Source organism: Streptomyces sp. NPDC028419 (assembly GCF_055565515.1).
The window spans coordinates 284858-299827 of the sequence record NZ_JBVHUE010000004.1 but is presented as its reverse complement, the minus strand read 5'-3'; the positions used below and the strand labels follow the sequence as shown (position 1 = coordinate 299827).

The following is a 14970-nucleotide window of genomic DNA, read 5'->3' as shown; positions in this document are numbered from 1 at the left end:
GGTCAGGCGGCGGCGGACCCGTCGTCGTGGTGCTTTCCGCGCCGGAAGCGCACGAGGAGGGCGCCGCCCGCGACGAAGGCGACCCCGGCGCCGCCGAGGGTCCAGGCGGTGGCCGCGTCCGCGCCGGTGCTGGCGAGCGGGCCGGAGCCCGACGGGGCGGGGTCCTGCGGGGTCGGGTGGTTCGGTCCTGTCGCTCCTCCTGCCTCCGAGTCGCTGCCGTCCCCTGCCCCCGGGCCCTGGCCGTTGCCGGCTCCCGGGTCGGGCGTGGGCCGGGGCGTGGGCTCAGGGTCCGGGGTCGGCTCCGGGTCCGGGGTCGGCTCGGGATCCGGGGTCGGCTCGGGATCCGGATCGGGGTCCGGGTCCGGGTCCGGGTCCGGGTCCGGGTCCGGGTCCGGCGTGGGGTCGCCGCCCCCGGCGGGCGGGGCCACGACCTCGGACGCGACCACGCTCGGATCGACTTCGTCAGGGTCGGTGTTCATGCCCAGTGTGAGGGCGAACGTCTGCAGTGTGGCCTCCTTTTGGAACCGCATCCGCAAGTCCACCTCGGTCCGGCCCGCGGGATAGACGCGCTCGGAGGAGAGCAGGACGTGCATGGCGCCCCAGTCATCCGAGAATTCCACCTCGGTGTCCCGCCAGACACCTCCGTCGAACACCTGGAAGAGGTAGTCGTCAGCCTTGAGGGTCGCGTTGGCTCCGGCCGTGACGTCCATGGCGAGTTTCCGCTGCTCGGCAGGCTCGTCACCCTTGACGTCTACGACGGCGGTGAAGGTCCGCCAGTCCCCGCCCGCGACGAACTCCCGCGGCACGGACGCCAAGCTGAGCGAGATGTCCTTTCCCGCAGCAGCCCGGGTCCCGATCGGGGTGGCGGTGGTGGTCGGCCCAGGGGCGTCAGGTGGGGTCGCCCGGGCCGGGACGGCGATGAGGAGGGTCGGTGCGACGAGGGCTATGACGAGGGAGGTGCGGGGGAGCTGCACGGGGGGTTCCGTCCTGTGTCGAGGGTCTCCCTTTCGATCTTGATGTCATGGGATCGGCGCCAGTACCCGCGTCGGTTCGATGCACCCATAAGCCCCCTTTGGGGCCCCCTGGCTGCTCCCGCGGCCGGAAAAAGGGGGGTCGGGGGCTGGTCGGTGCTGTTACCGCTGGGTAGATTACCGGCGGTAACATCCGGGCCGGGTCGAGGAGCGTGCACCGTGGAAGCCGAGCAGCAGCAGCCCCCGCAGCTGGTGGAGCCCGTCAAGACCGTGATCGACGGGGTGGTCCGGCAGGTGGAGGTCCCCGCGCTCGTCGGCCCCTCGGCCCACGGGACCCTCGGGGACATCCCCTTCGACAACGCCCGGCAGGCGCCGCACGAGCCCGTCCTCGCCCGCAAGGACCGCGACGGGGTCTGGCACGACGTGAGCGCCGCCGCCTTCGCCGCCGAGGTGCTCGCCGTGGCCAAGGGTCTGATCGCCGAGGGCCTGCGGCCCGGCGACCGGCTCGCCATCATGGCCCGCACCACCTACGAGTGGACCCTGCTCGACTTCGCCGGCTGGGCGGCCGGGCTGGTCACCGTACCCATCTACCCCACCTCCTCCGCCCACCAGGCCCGCTGGATCATCGAGGACTCCGGCGCCGTCGCCTGCGCCGTCGAGGACACCGCGCAGGCCCGCGTGATCAGCGGCGAACGCGTCGCCCTGCCCGGCCTCGCGCACCTGTGGGAGTTCGACACCGGCGCCCTCGCCCGGCTGGTCAAGGCGGGGGAGCGGATCCCGGACGCGCTCGTGCACGAGCGGCGCGAGCGTTGCGCGCCCGACTCCGTCGCCACCCTCATCTACACCTCGGGCACCACCGGCCGCCCCAAGGGCTGCGTCCTGACCCACGGCAACTTCCTCGCCGAGGCGGACAATTCGGTCGCCCTGCTGCACCCCGTCTTCCGGTCCGTCAGCAAGGACCCCGCCTCGACGCTGCTCTTCCTCCCGCTCTCCCACGTCTTCGGCCGGACCGTGGCCATCGGCTGCCTGCGCGCCCGCGTCAAGCTCGGCCACGCCCCGAGCATCCAGACCGACGACCTGCTCGCCGACCTGGCCGGATTCCGCCCGACCTTCCTCCTCGCCATCCCCTACGTGCTGGAGAAGGTCTACAACACGGCACGCGCCACCGCCGAGAAGATGGGCCGCGCCGCCTCCTTCGACCGGGCCGCGCGCATCGCCCGCAGCTACGGCGAGTTGGTCGAGGGCAAGTCCCCGGGACTCGGCCTGCGCGCCGCCCGGGCGCTCTACGACCCGCTGGTCTACCGGCGGATCCGGGCCGCCCTCGGCGGTCGGGTGCGCTACGTGCTGAGCGGCGGCTCCCCGCTCGGCCGCCGCCTCGCCGCCTTCTACACGGGCGCCGGCATCGAGGTCTTCGAGGGGTACGGGCTCACGGAGACGACCGGGGCCAGCACGGTCACGCCCCCGCTGCGGCCCCGCCTCGGCACGGTCGGCTGGCCGCTGCCCGGTACCGCCGTGCGGATCGCGGACGACGGCGAGGTGCTGCTGCGCGGCCGGCACGTCTTCGCCGGGTACTGGAACAGCGGCGCGGGCCTGCCCCAGGGCAGCTGGTTCGCCACCGGGGACATCGGCGAGCTCGACGCCGACGGGTACCTGAGCATCACCGGCCGCAAGAAGGACATCATCATCACCTCGGGCGGCAAGAACGTGGCCCCCGCGCCGCTGGAGGACTGGCTGCGCGCCCACCCGCTCGTCGGCCAGTGCATGGTCGTGGGCGACAACCGCCCGTACGTCACGGCGCTGATCACCCTGGAGCCCGAGGGGTTGGCGCACTGGCGGCAGATGCACAAGAAGCAGCGGATGCCGCTCACGGAGCTGGTGCACGACGACGAGCTGCGCACGGAGTTGCAGAAGGCGGTGGACGAGGCGAACAAGCTCGTCTCGCGCGCCGAATCGATCCGCCGCTTCGCGGTGCTGCCCGCCGACTTCACGGAGGAGCGCGGCCACCTCACCCCCTCGATGAAGCTCAAGCGCTCGGCGGTCGCCCGTGACCACCAGCGGGAGATCGAGGAGCTCTACCGACGCTGAGCCGGGGCGGCACCGGGGCGGCACCGGGGCGGCACCGGGGCCGTTCCGGGGCCGTCCCGCGTGGGCGGGCGGGAGGCGGGCGGCCCGCTTATGGTGGTCCGGGGGCAGCCGCCGAGGAGGGCGCCGTGCACCGGTTCCGTTCCCGCCGTACCGCCGTCGCGTGCGCCGCCGCCGTGGTGGCGCTGACCTCGCTCGGCGCGCGTCCGGCCGCCGATCCCGCCGCCTCCGATCCCGCCTCCCCCGTTCCCGCCTCCCTCGCCCGGTTCTACGGGCAGCACGTGCGCTGGGGCGGCTGTCCGGACCAGAGCGGCGCGCCCGCCGCCATGCGCTGCGGCACCCTCACCGTGCCCCTCGACCACGCCGACCCCGCCAAGGGCACGATCGAGCTGGCCCTGGCCAAGATCCCGGCCAATGGCCGCAAGCGGCTCGGCTCGCTGCTGCTGAACTTCGGCGGGCCCGGCGCCCCCGGCATCGAGGCGCTGGCCGCCGACCCCACGGGCTTCGCCGACCTCGGCGAGTCCTACGACCTGGTCGCCTTCGACCCGCGCGGGGTCGGCCACAGCGCGCCGGTCACCTGTGGCGGCGCCCTCGACGCGGACGACGGGGCCGGCGACGAGGACCCCGCCGCGCAGCTCGCCGCCCTGCGCGCGGTGGCCGAGCGCTGCGCCGAGCGTTCCGGGCCCGTGCTGCCGTACATCGGCACCGTCCACGCGGCGCGGGACCTGGACGTGGTGCGCCAGGTGCTCGGCGACCCGAAGCTGAACTACCTCGGCTTCTCCTACGGCACCCGGCTGGGCGCCGCCTACGCCGCCCTGTTCCCGCACCGCGTCGGGCGGATGGTCCTCGACGGGGTGGACACGCTCACCGAACCGCTGGACCAGCAGGCGCTCGTATCGGCCCAGGGCCAGCAGCAGGCGCTGGAGAACTTCCTGCGCTGGTGCACCCGGCAGAGCGGCTGCGTCCTCGGGACCAACACCCGCAGCGCCAAGGCGAACCTGACCGATCTCGTCGCGCACCTCGACCGGCATCCGCTGATCGGCGAGGACGGCTCGCGGTTCACCGGGCAGGACGTCGTCCAGGCCATCGGCGGCGCGCTCTACTCCGAGAAGAGCTGGCCCGGGCTGGCCGAGGGCCTGGCGATGGCCGACCGGGAGGGCGATGCCACCGGGCTGCTGCAACTGGGCGGACCGACCGGCCCGCCGCCCCCGCAGGAGAGCCCGGCACCCGGGGCGACACCGGTGCCCGCGGACAACATGCGGGCCGCCCTGATCGCGGTGAACTGCGCCGACGACCCCGACCGGGGCGACGCGAAGGCCGCTCCGGCCGTGATCGAGAAGGAGATCGACGCCCGGGCGGCCGAGTTCCGCGCCGCCTCGCCGCTCTTCGGGCCGCACCAGCTGATGACGGTCCTGTCCTGCTACGGGCGCCCCGCCGGCAGCGACTTCCTGCGCCGCATCGACCGGCCGGGCGCCCCGCCGATGCTGCTGGTCGGCACGCGCGGCGACCCGGCGACCCCCTACCGCTGGACCGAGGAGACCGCGGCGCGGCTCGGCTCGGCGGTGGTGCTGGACTACAAGGGCGACGGGCACGCCGCCTACATCCACTCCGGATGCGTGCGCGAGCGGGTCGACGCCTTCCTCGTCGAGGGGAAGCTGGCCGCGGGGACGCGCGCGTGCCCCGCCGGTGAATGACCGGCGGGGCCGCTGGCGCAACGCCTGGCGCAACTCCTGGCGCGCGCTCAGCAGTTGCTGGCCGCCGGACGCCCGGCGAAGCGGTCCGCGAGCCAGTTGCCGGCCGCGAGGGACTGGCTGATCGCGCCGGTGACGTGACCGCCGACCCAGATCGTGTTCCAGTCGACGTCCGCGCCCTTGGCGCACCAGTCGGCGCGCAGCTGCTTGCCGACGGCGTACGGGATGAGCTCGTCGCCGAGCGCGTGGTACTGGTACACCGGCGCGGCCGGTGCGCTCCCGCCGAGCTTGGACTGGTTCAGGCGGGCCTGCCAGTCGGGTTGGGACAGCGGGTTCGTCGTGGTCATGTCGGCGATCCGCTTGAAGGACCCGGTGACCGACCCGGCGGCCACGCAGGTGGTCTTGAGCTGGTCGACCAGGGCCTTGCCGGCCGGGTTGAGGTAGGAGTCCAGCGCCAGCTCCGGGAAGGCCGCGTCCTGGCCCGCCGCGGCCATGAAGACGAGGCCCGAGCCGTAGGAACCGTCGTTGGCGGCCGCGACCTTGAGCAGGTCCGCCGGCACCCCGCCCGTCGCGGTCCCCTTCACCTGGAGCTCGGGGGCGTAGGAGCCCTGTAGCTCGGCGGCCCAGCTGGAGGCCTGGCCGCCCTGCGAGTACCCCATGATGCCGACCGGGCCGGAGGTCGACAGGCCGGCCTCCGGCAGCCGTTGGGCCGCGCGCGCCGCGTCGAGGACGGCGTGGCCGGCCGAGCGGCCGACGGTGTAGGTGTGCAGGCCGGGGGTGCCGAGGCCCTCGTAGTCGGTGACGACCACCGCCCAGCCGCGCTGGGTGAACTGCTGGATGAGGTTGGCCTCCGCGCTGGTGCCCTTGGGGAGGTTGTTGCTGGGGGCGCAGGAGTCGTCGAGGCCGACCGTGCCGACGGCGTAGGTGATCAGGGGGCGGGGGCCGCTGCGGCCGTCCTGCGGGACGATCACGGTGCCGGAGACGATGTTCGGGGCGCCGTCGGCGGTGGTCGAGCGGTAATGGACCTTCCAGGCCCGGGTGTTGGTCGGCTGCTCCGGCAGCGGGTGGAAGGCCGAGGGGGCGACGGCGACCAGGTCGCCGGGCCGGCCGGTGGACTCGGCGGTGGCGGGGGCGGGCGCGGCGGTGGCGTGCGCGGTGGTGGCGGGGATCGCGCCGGCCAGGGCCAGGGCGGCGACGGCGGCGAGCGCGGTGCTTCGGATGCGCATGGGGCGGCTCTCCCGAGGGGTCCGGTGGGGGGTGTGGTGAGGAGACCGTAGTGACCGGCCGGTAGGAAGGTCGCTGACCGGGCAGCTCACCTTTGCTGACCCGAGCCCTCACGCCCCCCCGCCGCCGGCGCGCGGCCCGGCGTTCGCGCAGTTGCCGTCCGAGGGGCGGCCGGCGAAGCGGTCGGCGAGCCAATCGGCCGCCGCGGGTGCGCCGTTGACCCCTCCGGTGATGTGGCCGCGGTTCGAGATCGCGCGCCAGCGGACGTCCGCGCCCTTGGCGCACCAGTCGGCGCGCAGCTGCTGGGCCACGGCGTACGGGATGAGCTCGTCGCTGATCGCGTGGTACTGGTACACCGGCGCGGCGGGCGCGCTCCCGCCGAGCTCGGACTGGTTCAGGCGGGCCTGCCAGTCGGCCCGGGTCAGCGGGTCCGTCGTGGTCAGGTCGGCCATCCGCTTGAAGGAGCCGACGGCGGTGTCGATCGCGGCGCAGTGGGTCCGGAGGTGGTCGACCAGGTCCTTGCCGGCCGGCTTGAGGTAGGAGTCCAGCTGCAGCTCCGGGAAGGCCGCGTCCTGGCCCGCGGCGAGCATGAGGACGACGCCGGAGCCGGCCCGGCCGTCGTTGGCGGCGGCGACCTTGCGCAGCTCCGCGGGGATCCCGCCGGCCGCCACCCCCTTGAGCTGGAGTTCGGGGGCGTACGCGCGCTGCTGCTCGGCCGCCCAACCGGTGGCCTGGCCGCCCTGCGAGTACCCGAGGAGGCCGACCGGGCCGGAGGTCGACAGGCCGGCCTCCGGCAGCTGTTGGGCGGCGCGCGCCGCGTCGAGGACGGCGTGGCCCTCCGAGGGGCCGACGGCGTAGGTGTGCGGGCCCGGCGTCCCGAGGCCCTCGTAGTCGGTGACGGCCACCGCCCAACCGCGCTGGAGCAGCCGCTGGATGATGCCGCCCTCCGCGGAGGTGCCCTTGGGGAGGTGGGCGCTGGGGGCGCAGGAGTCGTCGAGGCCGACCGTGCCGACGGCGTAGCCGATCAGGGGGCGGGGGCCGGCGCGGCCGTCCTGCGGGACGATCACGGTGCCGGAGAGGACGTTCGGGGCTCCGGTGGCGGTGGTCGAGCGGTAACTGATCTTCCAGGCGCGGGTGTTGGTGGATTGGGTCGGTGTGGGGCGGAAGGCCGAGGGGGCGGCGGAGAGCAGGTCGCCGGGCCGGGCGGCGCGGTCGCCCGCCCCGGCCGGGGCGTGGGCGGCGCGCGCGGGGGGCGAGGCGGCGACGGGCAGGGCCAGCGCCAGAGCCATGGCCAGGGTGGTCGCGGTGGCGAGTGCGGTGCTGCGGATGCGCATGGGCGGTTCTCCCGAGGGGCCGGGTGGGGCGTGCGGGGGGCCGTCGCGACCGACCCGTGGGAGGTCACTGACCGGGTGACCCACCCTTGCCCACCCGACCCCCCGATCCCGGCCCAGCCGGTGGCGGGCACGCCGGCAACTTCACCCGAAAGAGGGACCGGGTGGCTCGCCCATCGAGACCACGGGGGTCACGGGGGTCACGGGGGCCGCGGGGGGCGCCTGGGGCGCCGGCCGCGCGCGGTAGGCGCCCGGGGTGGTGCCCGTCCAGCGGCGGAACGCCCGGTGGAAGGCGGTGTCCTCGGAGAACCCCAGCCGCGCCGCCAACTCCGCGATCGGCTCCCCGCCCTCGGCCAGCCCGGCGATCGCCGCGTCCCGCCGTACGTGGTCCTTGAGCTGCTGGAACGAGGTCCCCTCCGCATGCAGCCGGCGCCGCAGCGTCGCCGGTGACACCGCGAGCCGCCCCGCCACCTCCGCGACCTCCGGCAGGCGCGGGGACACCCGCAGCTGCCGGGCCAGCGCCCGGCGCACCTGCTCGGCGACCGTGGTCCCGTACTCCGGGCGCGACAGCAGGTCGAAGGGGGCGCGGCGCAGCATCGCGTCCAGCGCGGCCTCGTCCCGTACGAGCGGTGCGCCGAGCCAGCGCGCGTCGAAGGCGGCCCCGGTGCGGGGCTGCCCGAAGCGCACCGGGCAGTCGAAGAGCAGCGCGTACTCGTCCTCGTGGGGCGGCGCGGGATAGCCGAAGGAGGCGTGGGCGAGCGGGATGCGCCGCCCGATCAGCCAGCTGCACAGCCGGTGGAAGATCGCGAGCAGGCACTCGGTGAGGAAGCGGTCCTCGTCCCGCCCGAAGTCGTTGTGGACCCCGAACCAGGCGAGCCCGTCCGGGGCTCGGCCCTCAGCTCCGTCCGTGGCTTCGAGGGTCAGTTCCGGGCCGCCGGGGAAGAGCCGGTAGAAGGCGGCCCCGCGCTCGATCGCCGCGCCCAGGTCCCGGCAGCCCAGCGAGGCGTGGCACATCATGGCGAAGGTGCCGGGGCGGCTCGGGGCCGTGCCGAGGCCGAGGAACTCGTCCTGGGTGACCCGGTACAGGGCGCGGAAGAGCCGGGCGAACTGCGCGGGCGTGACCCGCGCCCGGTCGTCCCCCAGCAGCAGCGGTGGAATCTGCGCCTCCTGGAGCAGCGGCACGACGTCGACTCCGGTGGCGCGCGCGCCCGCGAGCACGGCGCGCACCTGGTGCACGGTGACCGTCCGCCTCCCCATGCCCGCGACGGTAGCCGCAATGAGCGCTGGGGTCAGCCGGGGTGACGTTTCCGGTCATGTCCCCGGGGACGATCGGCTGCCTAGCGTCGTCCGTACGTACCCCCGTACCCGCTGGTAGCCCTGGAGGCGATACCGATGGACGCTGTGCGACCCGACACGCTGGCGGTGTTCACCCGCTGGACCGCACGGCGGTACGGGCCGGAGCCGGCCCAGCGCTTCCGGCGCGGGGGGAGTTGGCGGACCCGGACGTACGCCGAACTGGACGCCCTGGTCGGGGAGGCGGGCCGGGCGCTGCTGGCCCTCGGGGTGGCGCCGGGCGAGCGGGTCGCCGTACTCGCCGAGACGCGGCCGGAGTGGACCTGCACCCACTTCGGGGTGCTCGCGGCGGGGGCGGTCATCGTGCCGGTGTATCCGACGGCGGGCGCGCAGGAGTTGGCCTGGGTGCTCTCCGACTCCGGTTCGGTGGTCGTCGTCTGCGACGACGAGGCGCAGGCGGCGCGGGTGACGGCCCTGCGGGACCGGCTGCCGGCCCTGCGCGAGGTGGTCCTGATGGACCCGGGGGACTCGGCGGATCCGGCGGATCCGCCGTCGCCGGGGCGCACCCCGTTGCTGTCCTCCTTCGCACCCGGGGGCGGGGCCACGGGGGAGCTCGACGCCCGCGCGGCGGCGGTCGGCGCGGACGACGACGCCTCCATCGTCTACACCTCGGGCACCACCGGCCTGCCCAAGGGCTGCCGCCTCACCCACGGCAACCTCGGCGCGATCCAGGACGCCACCCTCCCGCTGATCAAGGGCGGCCCGGGCGACTCGACGTACCTCTACCTGCCGCTCGCCCACCTGCTGGCGCAGCTGATCCAGTTCACCACCCTGCTGGAGGGCGGGGAGCTGGCGTACTTCGGGGGCCGGATCGAGGACGTCATCTCGGAGCTGGCCGAGGTCCGGCCGACGCATCTCCCGTCCGTGCCGCGGCTGTTCGAGAAGCTGCACTCGGTGGTGCTCTCGCTCGCCGAAGCGCAGGAGGGCGGCCGGGAGCGCTTCGAGGAGGCGGTCCGCCTCGGGGTGTCGGCGGCGAGCGGTGAGCTGCCGGCCGCCTCGCGGGACGCGTACGAGGCGGCCGAGAAGTCCCTCTACTCCCTGGTGCGGGGAGCACTCGGCGGGCGGTTGCAGTGGGCGCTGACGGGCGGCGCGCCCATCGCGCCCGCGACCCTGGACTTCCTGCGGGCCTGCGGGATCGCGGTCTTCGAGGGGTACGGGATGACCGAGTCCGCCGGGGTGATCAGCCTCAACCATCCGGCGGCCGTGCGGTACGGGACGGTCGGGCGGCCCATAGCGGGCTGCGAGGTGCGGATCGCGGACGACGGGGAGGTGCTGGCCCGGGGCCCCATGGTCTTCCCCGGCTACCACGCGGACCCCGCTGCCACGGCCGCGGCCGTGGACGGCGACGGTTGGCTCCACACGGGCGACACGGGACGTCTGGACGAGGACGGCTTCCTGCGGATCACCGGCCGGAAGAAGGAGCTGATCATCACCTCGTCGGGCAAGAACATCACCCCGACGGAGGTGGAGTTCGCCATCCAGCGCTCCCGCTTCGTCTCGCGCGCGGTGATGGTCGGCGACCGCCGCCCCCACCCGGTGGCCCTGATCGCCCTGGACACGGAGGAGGTCACGGCCTGGGCCGCCCGCGAGGGCCTCGACCTGGCCGGTGCGCCGTCCGCGCACCCGGCGGTCCGCGCGCTGGTGGAGGACGCGGTGAGCGAGGCCAACGCGTCGGTCTCGCGGCCCGCCCGGATCCGTGCGTTCCACGTCCTGGAGGGGGAGTTCACGGTGGAGTCGGGCGACCTGACCCCGACGCTGAAGCTGCGCCGCAAGGCGGTGACCGAGCGCTACGCGGCCGAGATCGACGCCTTGTACGGGGGCTGACCTGGTCCGCCGGGAAGGGACCTCCTTAGGGTGTGTACATGACGAACCAACTCCCTGAGATGCGTGCCTCCGATGCCGAACGCGAAGAGGTGACCGAGACGCTCCGGCAGGCGGTGGCGGAGGGCCGCCTCGACATGGAGGAGTTCGACGAACGCCTGGGCGCGGCGCTGAAGGCGCGCACCCGCGGCGAGCTGGCCCGCTTGACCGGAGACCTCCCGGTGCAGGGCGGGTCCTCCGCCTCGTCCTCCGCCTCCGCCACGTCCGTCGTCGCGGCGGAGAGCGGCTGGGGCGAGCGCATCGGGGGGCGGGCGACCTCGTCCGGCGCCTTCGCGATCTGGGGCGGCTTCCAGCGGCGGGGGCACTGGACGCTGGGGCGGACCTTCACCGCCTTCACCCTCTGGGGCGGCGGCGTCATCGACCTGCGCGAGGCGCACTTCGAGGGGTCCGAGGCGAGCATCCGCTGCTTCGCGCTCTTCGGCGGCATGTCCGTGGTCGTCCCCCCGGACCTGGAGTGCGAGGTCAAGGGCATCGGCATCCTGGGCGGCTTCGGCGACCGCGCGAGCGGCCCCGGCACGGCCGGCTCCCCCCGCGTCACCGTCACGGGCCTGGCCCTCTTCGGCGGCATCGGCGCCGAACGCAAGGAGCGCAAGGCGGTCAAGGCCGCCGCGAAGGCCGCCCGCAAGTCCCTGACGTAGCACCCAGGACGGGGGGTGGCGGGCGCGGCGCAGCCGCGCACCCACCCCTCAAGCCGTCAGGTCCGCCGCCACCAGGCTCAGCCAGGCGCCGTAGGAGAAGGGTTCCGGGACGCCGACCTCCATGCCCAGTTCGGCCACGGCCACGGCGTAGTCGCTCTCCTCCAGCGGGAGCGCGACCAGCTCGTTCAGTTCGCCGACCAGGCGGGCCACCAGGTGGGGGTGGGTGGTCGCGGCGTAGTCCGCGATGGCCGCGTCGTGGTCGTCGAACTGGTCCACGATGTCCTGGGAGAACCAGCCGCCCAGCAGCTGCCCCGTCTCCGGGAAGCGGGCGTGCCACTCCCAGTGGGTCCGCGGCGTCGCGGGCGCCGGCACCTCGCCGTTCTCGACGCTCGCCTTGAGGTGGTCGGCGAGGACGAGCAGCCACGCGCCCACGGCGGACTCCGGCATGCCGGTGTCGGGGACCGCGTAGTACTCCCCGAGGCTCAGGCGCAGCCGCCCCGGGGGCGTACGGGCGTACTCGCGCAGCTGGCGTTCCGCCTCGGCGATCGCCCAGGGGCGGGTGTGCCAGGTGTGGCGGAGGTAGGCGTCGAGGGCGGTGCTGCGCCGTTCGGGCGTGTCATCGGCGCTCTGGCCGAGGTAGGCGCGCATGACCTGGTCCAGCTCGCCGTAGCGCCGGTCGTGTGCGAGGGGCTTCATGGACACGGGGGCGGGCCTCTACAGGTAGATCGGGACGGTGGTCTGTACGACGAACCCGTGCGGGCTGGCCGGCTCGCGCCGCAGCACGATGCGGGCCGCGCGGACGTCGACCGGGTCGCGCCCGGCGAGCAGCATCGCTTCGAGCAGCACCCGCCCGACGGGCTCCTCCCGCGAGGGCCAGGCGGCCTCGATGGTGAGCCGCTGCCGGGTGCCCTGGGCCAGCCAGCGGTGGATGGCCTGCTCGTTGGCGGTCACGACGCGCTGGGTGGCCCACTGGGCGGTTTCCCGGTCGGGGTAGCTGGCGGATCTGGTGAGCATGGGGTCATTGTCTCCCGATGGCGGATTCCGGGCGGTTCACTGCGCGTTGAAGGACCAGAAGACGCCCACCTCGGACGCGGTCACCACGACCAGGCCGAGCTCTTCGAGGTAGTCGGTCCAGCGGGCCCCGCCACCGGCCAGGCGCTCCCGGAGGAAGTCGGGGGTGGCGTCCGTACGGGCCAACGGCGAGGTGGTCCAGTACGACGGGCCCCCGAGCCCGGAGTCGAAGCGGTTCAGCAGGGTGCGGGCGTCGGCCAGGACCGCTTCCCGTGCCGCGGGCGTGCGTCCGTACAGCGGGGCCGTCTCGAAGGTCCACTCCTGCGTGAACGAGGCGAGCAGGTCCGTCGCGGCGGCGCGCTCCAGCGGGTACAGCGTCGCGGGCAGGGCGGCTGCCGTGAGGTCCGCGCGGAAGGGGAAGGAGGGGCCGGCCGCGGCCCGCTCCTCGCCGTCCCGGTCCCAGTCGAGGCCGATCCAGCCCCGCGGGTCGGCGTGCTCGCGGCGCAGCACGCCGAGGACGTCCTCGGCCCAGTCGGGGCGCAGCCGCGGTCCGACCGAGGCGAAGACGTACGGGTCGTCGAGCAGCCGCAGCGCGGCCCCCTCCCACGCCCGCGCGCCGTCGTCCGTGGACGAGGACGTGCTTCCGGGTGCGTTCATCTCGGGTCCAAGGGGTTCGGGTCCGGTCACAGGTCCGGTCACAGATCCGGTCACGGCGCGGGCATCGAGGTATAGATGATGTACGGCGGATCGAGGCGGGAGTCGTATCTGAGCACCGTTTTGACGTTCTTCACGTCGACTGCCTTGGCGTTCAGGCCGTTGTCCTTGTAACCGGACCCCGGGTGGGCGGGGTCGGGCTGCTTGGAGACGTAGCGGCCGCTGTTCTCACCATTCGGCGCGGCGCTGGTGAAGTCCTTGTTGGTGCCGTCGGCGGGCGGCGGCGGCCCGGTGAGCCACGCCTGGATCTCGGAGCGGCGGTTCTTGAGGTTGTACTCCGTCAGCGACTGGGCGTGGGCGTAGTCGCTGAAGGTCGAGGAGCCGCCGATCTTCGGCTTGTTGTGCGGCCAGGCGGCGGTCGGCGGGTCGGACTGGTCGCGCAGGCGCTGGGCGAGCTGCTCGTCGGTCTTGCCGACGTGCTTGTCGAGGGTGTGGCCGCCGCCCAGGTACTCGTTGCTGGCCAGGTCGAAGACCTGGTTGCCGTCCTTGTCCTGGACCATCCACTTCTGCTCGTGCTTGAACTCGTTGAGCGCGCGCGCACCGAAGCCGTGCGCGCGGGCGACGCCCGCTTCGAACTTGGGCGCGCTGAGGTAGGCCTCGTCCAGGGCGGGCAGCTTGTTGTCCACGCGGGTGGTGAGCCCGCCCAGGGTGTGCGTGTAGGTGTCGACGATCCGGTTGATGGCGGCCGTGTCCAGCTTGAGGACGAGCTGGACGTCGAAGTCCAGCAGCATCTTGCCGGCCTTGCCCAGGCCCTTGGCCAGGCCCTTGATGTCCTTCATGCCGAAGCCGTCCTTGAGGTCCACGTCCTCCAGGACCTCCTTGGCCGCCTGCTTCGCGGCCTTCACGAACTCTTCCCAGATCTCGTGGTTGAGCTTGACGGCCGCCTCCGCGTACTCGCGCAGGATGTTGCTGATCTCCATGGCGGTGTCGAAGAGGACGGTCATCACGGGCTGGCTGCCGGTCGGCGCGGCGCTCGGGCCGTGACCGGAGCTGTGGGCCCACTGGTAGCCGGCGGTGGTCTTGCCCCAGGCGGAGGTGCCCCACACCGCGCTGCAGAACGTCTTCATGGCGTTCTCCCAGTCCGCCTGCTGCGGATTGGTGATGGTGGACACCTCGGCCGTCAGCGTGCCGGAGACCTGGCCCAGGCACATCGTGGTGTTCGACCAGGTCTGGGAGAGCGAGTTGAGGTAGTGCTGCTGCGGCTCGGGGAAGACGTCGGCGAGGCGGCCGATGCGCAGGGCCTTCTTCAGCACCGGCTGGAGGATGCTCCGTACGGCTTCGGGGATCATCTCCAGCACGCTGCGGATGAAGTCGTCGCCGCCGTCGTGGTCCCCCCACTTGAGGTCGGGGACCTTGCCGTAGTCCGGGGTCTTGTCCGTGACGGCGGGCACCGGTCGCGTCTCGGCGGCCTGGCCGGGCTTGGGGTGGGCGGCGGCGTCGGCCTGGGAGTAGGCGTTCGCGGTCTCGGTGAAGCCGACGGCGGCGCCGCCGATGCTCAGGACGCCCTTGCCCCAGACCTCCAGCCAGCGGTTGCCGGTCTTCATGTACGCCTGGGAGAAGCGGGCCGCGTCCGTGCCCGCGCCGCCCGCGTCCGGGTACTTCTGCAGGCCCGTGATCAGGTTCTTGGCCCCGGTGTGCATCACGCCCTGCTGCTGGGCGATGTGGCCCGACACCCGCCACAGGTCGCTGGGCTTGACGTCGATGGAGCCCGCGCCGCCCGGCGGCTGCGCGGGACCGGCCGGGGAGCCGGGGGTGCCCGGTCCGGCCATCAGGCGCCACCGCCCCAGCCGCGGAGCACGGAGCGGTTGGCCGCGTCGTAGTTGAGGTGCCCCTTGACGACCACCTCGTGCAGCCAGGCCTGGGCCGCGACGAGGTCCTGTGCGGAGCGGTCCCACTTGTCCAGCTCGTCCACGAAGGCGTCGCGGGCCTCGCCGTCCCAGCTCAGCACCACCTTGGTGGTGCGCTCGTACAGGCCGTCGAGCTTCTCGTTGAGCGTCTTGAGGATGCTTTCGAGTTCGCCCGACAGCCTGCGCAGCGTCGCGAAGTCGACGGTGATGCGGTCGTCGTCCGTCAT

At 73.9% G+C, this 14970-nt stretch carries 13 protein-coding genes; 4 read left to right on the top strand and 9 right to left on the bottom strand.

Annotated features, from left to right (window positions below; translation table 11 throughout):
- Positions 1-2: 2 nt before the first annotated feature.
- On the bottom strand, positions 3-974 hold the full coding sequence (locus ACZ4UB_RS07485) for an LPXTG cell wall anchor domain-containing protein (RefSeq protein WP_468068868.1): 972 nt from the start codon (positions 972-974) through the stop codon (positions 3-5).
- A gap of 216 nt (positions 975-1190) precedes the next feature.
- On the opposite strand from ACZ4UB_RS07485, the gene ACZ4UB_RS07480 reads away from it, so the two are divergent.
- Together ACZ4UB_RS07480 and ACZ4UB_RS07475 are read left to right on the top strand one after the other, a co-directional pair.
- Positions 1191-3056, top strand: a complete 1866-nt coding sequence (locus ACZ4UB_RS07480) for an AMP-dependent synthetase/ligase (protein WP_468068867.1) — start codon at positions 1191-1193, stop codon at positions 3054-3056.
- Positions 3057-3181: 125 nt separating this feature from the next.
- Positions 3182-4747, top strand: coding sequence for an alpha/beta hydrolase (locus ACZ4UB_RS07475; RefSeq protein WP_468068866.1), 1566 nt, complete (start codon positions 3182-3184; stop codon positions 4745-4747).
- 47 nt (positions 4748-4794) lie between these two features.
- Here the strand turns inward: ACZ4UB_RS07475 and ACZ4UB_RS07470 are convergent, their stop codons facing one another.
- From ACZ4UB_RS07470 to ACZ4UB_RS07460, 3 genes are all read right to left on the bottom strand, one after another.
- On the bottom strand, positions 4795-5970 hold the full coding sequence (locus ACZ4UB_RS07470; protein WP_468068865.1) for a lipase family protein: 1176 nt from the start codon (positions 5968-5970) through the stop codon (positions 4795-4797).
- A 108-nt stretch (positions 5971-6078) separates the two neighbouring features.
- Complete coding sequence (locus ACZ4UB_RS07465) at positions 6079-7302, bottom strand: lipase family protein (RefSeq protein ID WP_468068863.1); 1224 nt, start codon at positions 7300-7302, stop codon at positions 6079-6081.
- Between the two features lie 141 nt (positions 7303-7443).
- A complete protein-coding gene (locus tag ACZ4UB_RS07460; RefSeq protein WP_468068862.1) occupies positions 7444-8556 on the bottom strand; it encodes an AraC family transcriptional regulator in 1113 nt (370 codons plus the stop codon).
- Between the two features lie 135 nt (positions 8557-8691).
- Here ACZ4UB_RS07460 and ACZ4UB_RS07455 point away from each other — a divergent pair, with 135 nt between their 5' ends.
- Positions 8692-10476, top strand: a complete 1785-nt coding sequence (locus ACZ4UB_RS07455; RefSeq protein WP_468068861.1) for an AMP-dependent synthetase/ligase — start codon at positions 8692-8694, stop codon at positions 10474-10476.
- A 38-nt stretch (positions 10477-10514) separates the two neighbouring features.
- Positions 10515-11171 (top strand): DUF1707 SHOCT-like domain-containing protein, encoded by a 657-nt coding sequence (locus ACZ4UB_RS07450; protein ID WP_468068860.1) that lies wholly within the window; start codon positions 10515-10517, stop codon positions 11169-11171.
- 48 nt (positions 11172-11219) lie between these two features.
- Here ACZ4UB_RS07450 and ACZ4UB_RS07445 read toward each other — a convergent pair whose 3' ends face one another.
- The 5 genes from ACZ4UB_RS07445 to ACZ4UB_RS07425 are packed head-to-tail and all read right to left on the bottom strand — an operon-like array spanning position 11220 to position 14970.
- On the bottom strand, positions 11220-11873 hold the full coding sequence (locus ACZ4UB_RS07445) for a contact-dependent growth inhibition system immunity protein (RefSeq protein WP_468068859.1): 654 nt from the start codon (positions 11871-11873) through the stop codon (positions 11220-11222).
- Positions 11874-11885: 12 nt separating this feature from the next.
- Positions 11886-12185, bottom strand: a complete 300-nt coding sequence (locus ACZ4UB_RS07440) for an RNase A-like domain-containing protein (RefSeq protein ID WP_354380406.1) — start codon at positions 12183-12185, stop codon at positions 11886-11888.
- A gap of 36 nt (positions 12186-12221) precedes the next feature.
- Positions 12222-12839 carry a hypothetical protein gene (locus ACZ4UB_RS07435; RefSeq protein ID WP_468068858.1) on the bottom strand — a complete coding sequence of 206 codons (618 nt, stop codon included), beginning with the start codon at positions 12837-12839 and terminating at the stop codon, positions 12222-12224.
- A gap of 50 nt (positions 12840-12889) precedes the next feature.
- Entirely contained in the window at positions 12890-14665 is a 1776-nt protein-coding gene (locus tag ACZ4UB_RS07430) for an RNase A-like domain-containing protein (RefSeq protein WP_468068857.1), read from the bottom strand.
- The gene (locus ACZ4UB_RS07425) at positions 14665-14970 is read right to left on the bottom strand and encodes a WXG100 family type VII secretion target (protein WP_385783015.1); all 306 of its coding nucleotides are present in this window, start codon (positions 14968-14970) and stop codon (positions 14665-14667) included. Before ACZ4UB_RS07425 ends, ACZ4UB_RS07430 begins: the two co-directional genes overlap by 1 nt.

Bases quoted from the DNA above. Each gene is read 5' to 3' on its own strand.
- ACZ4UB_RS07460 (WP_468068862.1), bottom strand. From the start codon at position 8,556: ATGGGGAGGCGGACGGTCACCGTGCACCAGGTGCGCGCCGTGCTCGCG.
- ACZ4UB_RS07470 (WP_468068865.1), bottom strand. From the start codon at position 5,970: ATGCGCATCCGAAGCACCGCGCTCGCCGCCGTCGCCGCCCTGGCCCTG.
- ACZ4UB_RS07435 (WP_468068858.1), bottom strand. From the start codon at position 12,839: ATGAACGCACCCGGAAGCACGTCCTCGTCCACGGACGACGGCGCGCGG.
- ACZ4UB_RS07440 (WP_354380406.1), bottom strand. From the start codon at position 12,185: ATGCTCACCAGATCCGCCAGCTACCCCGACCGGGAAACCGCCCAGTGG.
- ACZ4UB_RS07450 (WP_468068860.1), top strand. From the start codon at position 10,515: ATGACGAACCAACTCCCTGAGATGCGTGCCTCCGATGCCGAACGCGAA.
- ACZ4UB_RS07425 (WP_385783015.1), bottom strand. From the start codon at position 14,970: ATGACGGACGACGACCGCATCACCGTCGACTTCGCGACGCTGCGCAGG.
- ACZ4UB_RS07455 (WP_468068861.1), top strand. From the start codon at position 8,692: ATGGACGCTGTGCGACCCGACACGCTGGCGGTGTTCACCCGCTGGACC.
- ACZ4UB_RS07430 (WP_468068857.1), bottom strand. From the start codon at position 14,665: ATGGCCGGACCGGGCACCCCCGGCTCCCCGGCCGGTCCCGCGCAGCCG.
- ACZ4UB_RS07465 (WP_468068863.1), bottom strand. From the start codon at position 7,302: ATGCGCATCCGCAGCACCGCACTCGCCACCGCGACCACCCTGGCCATG.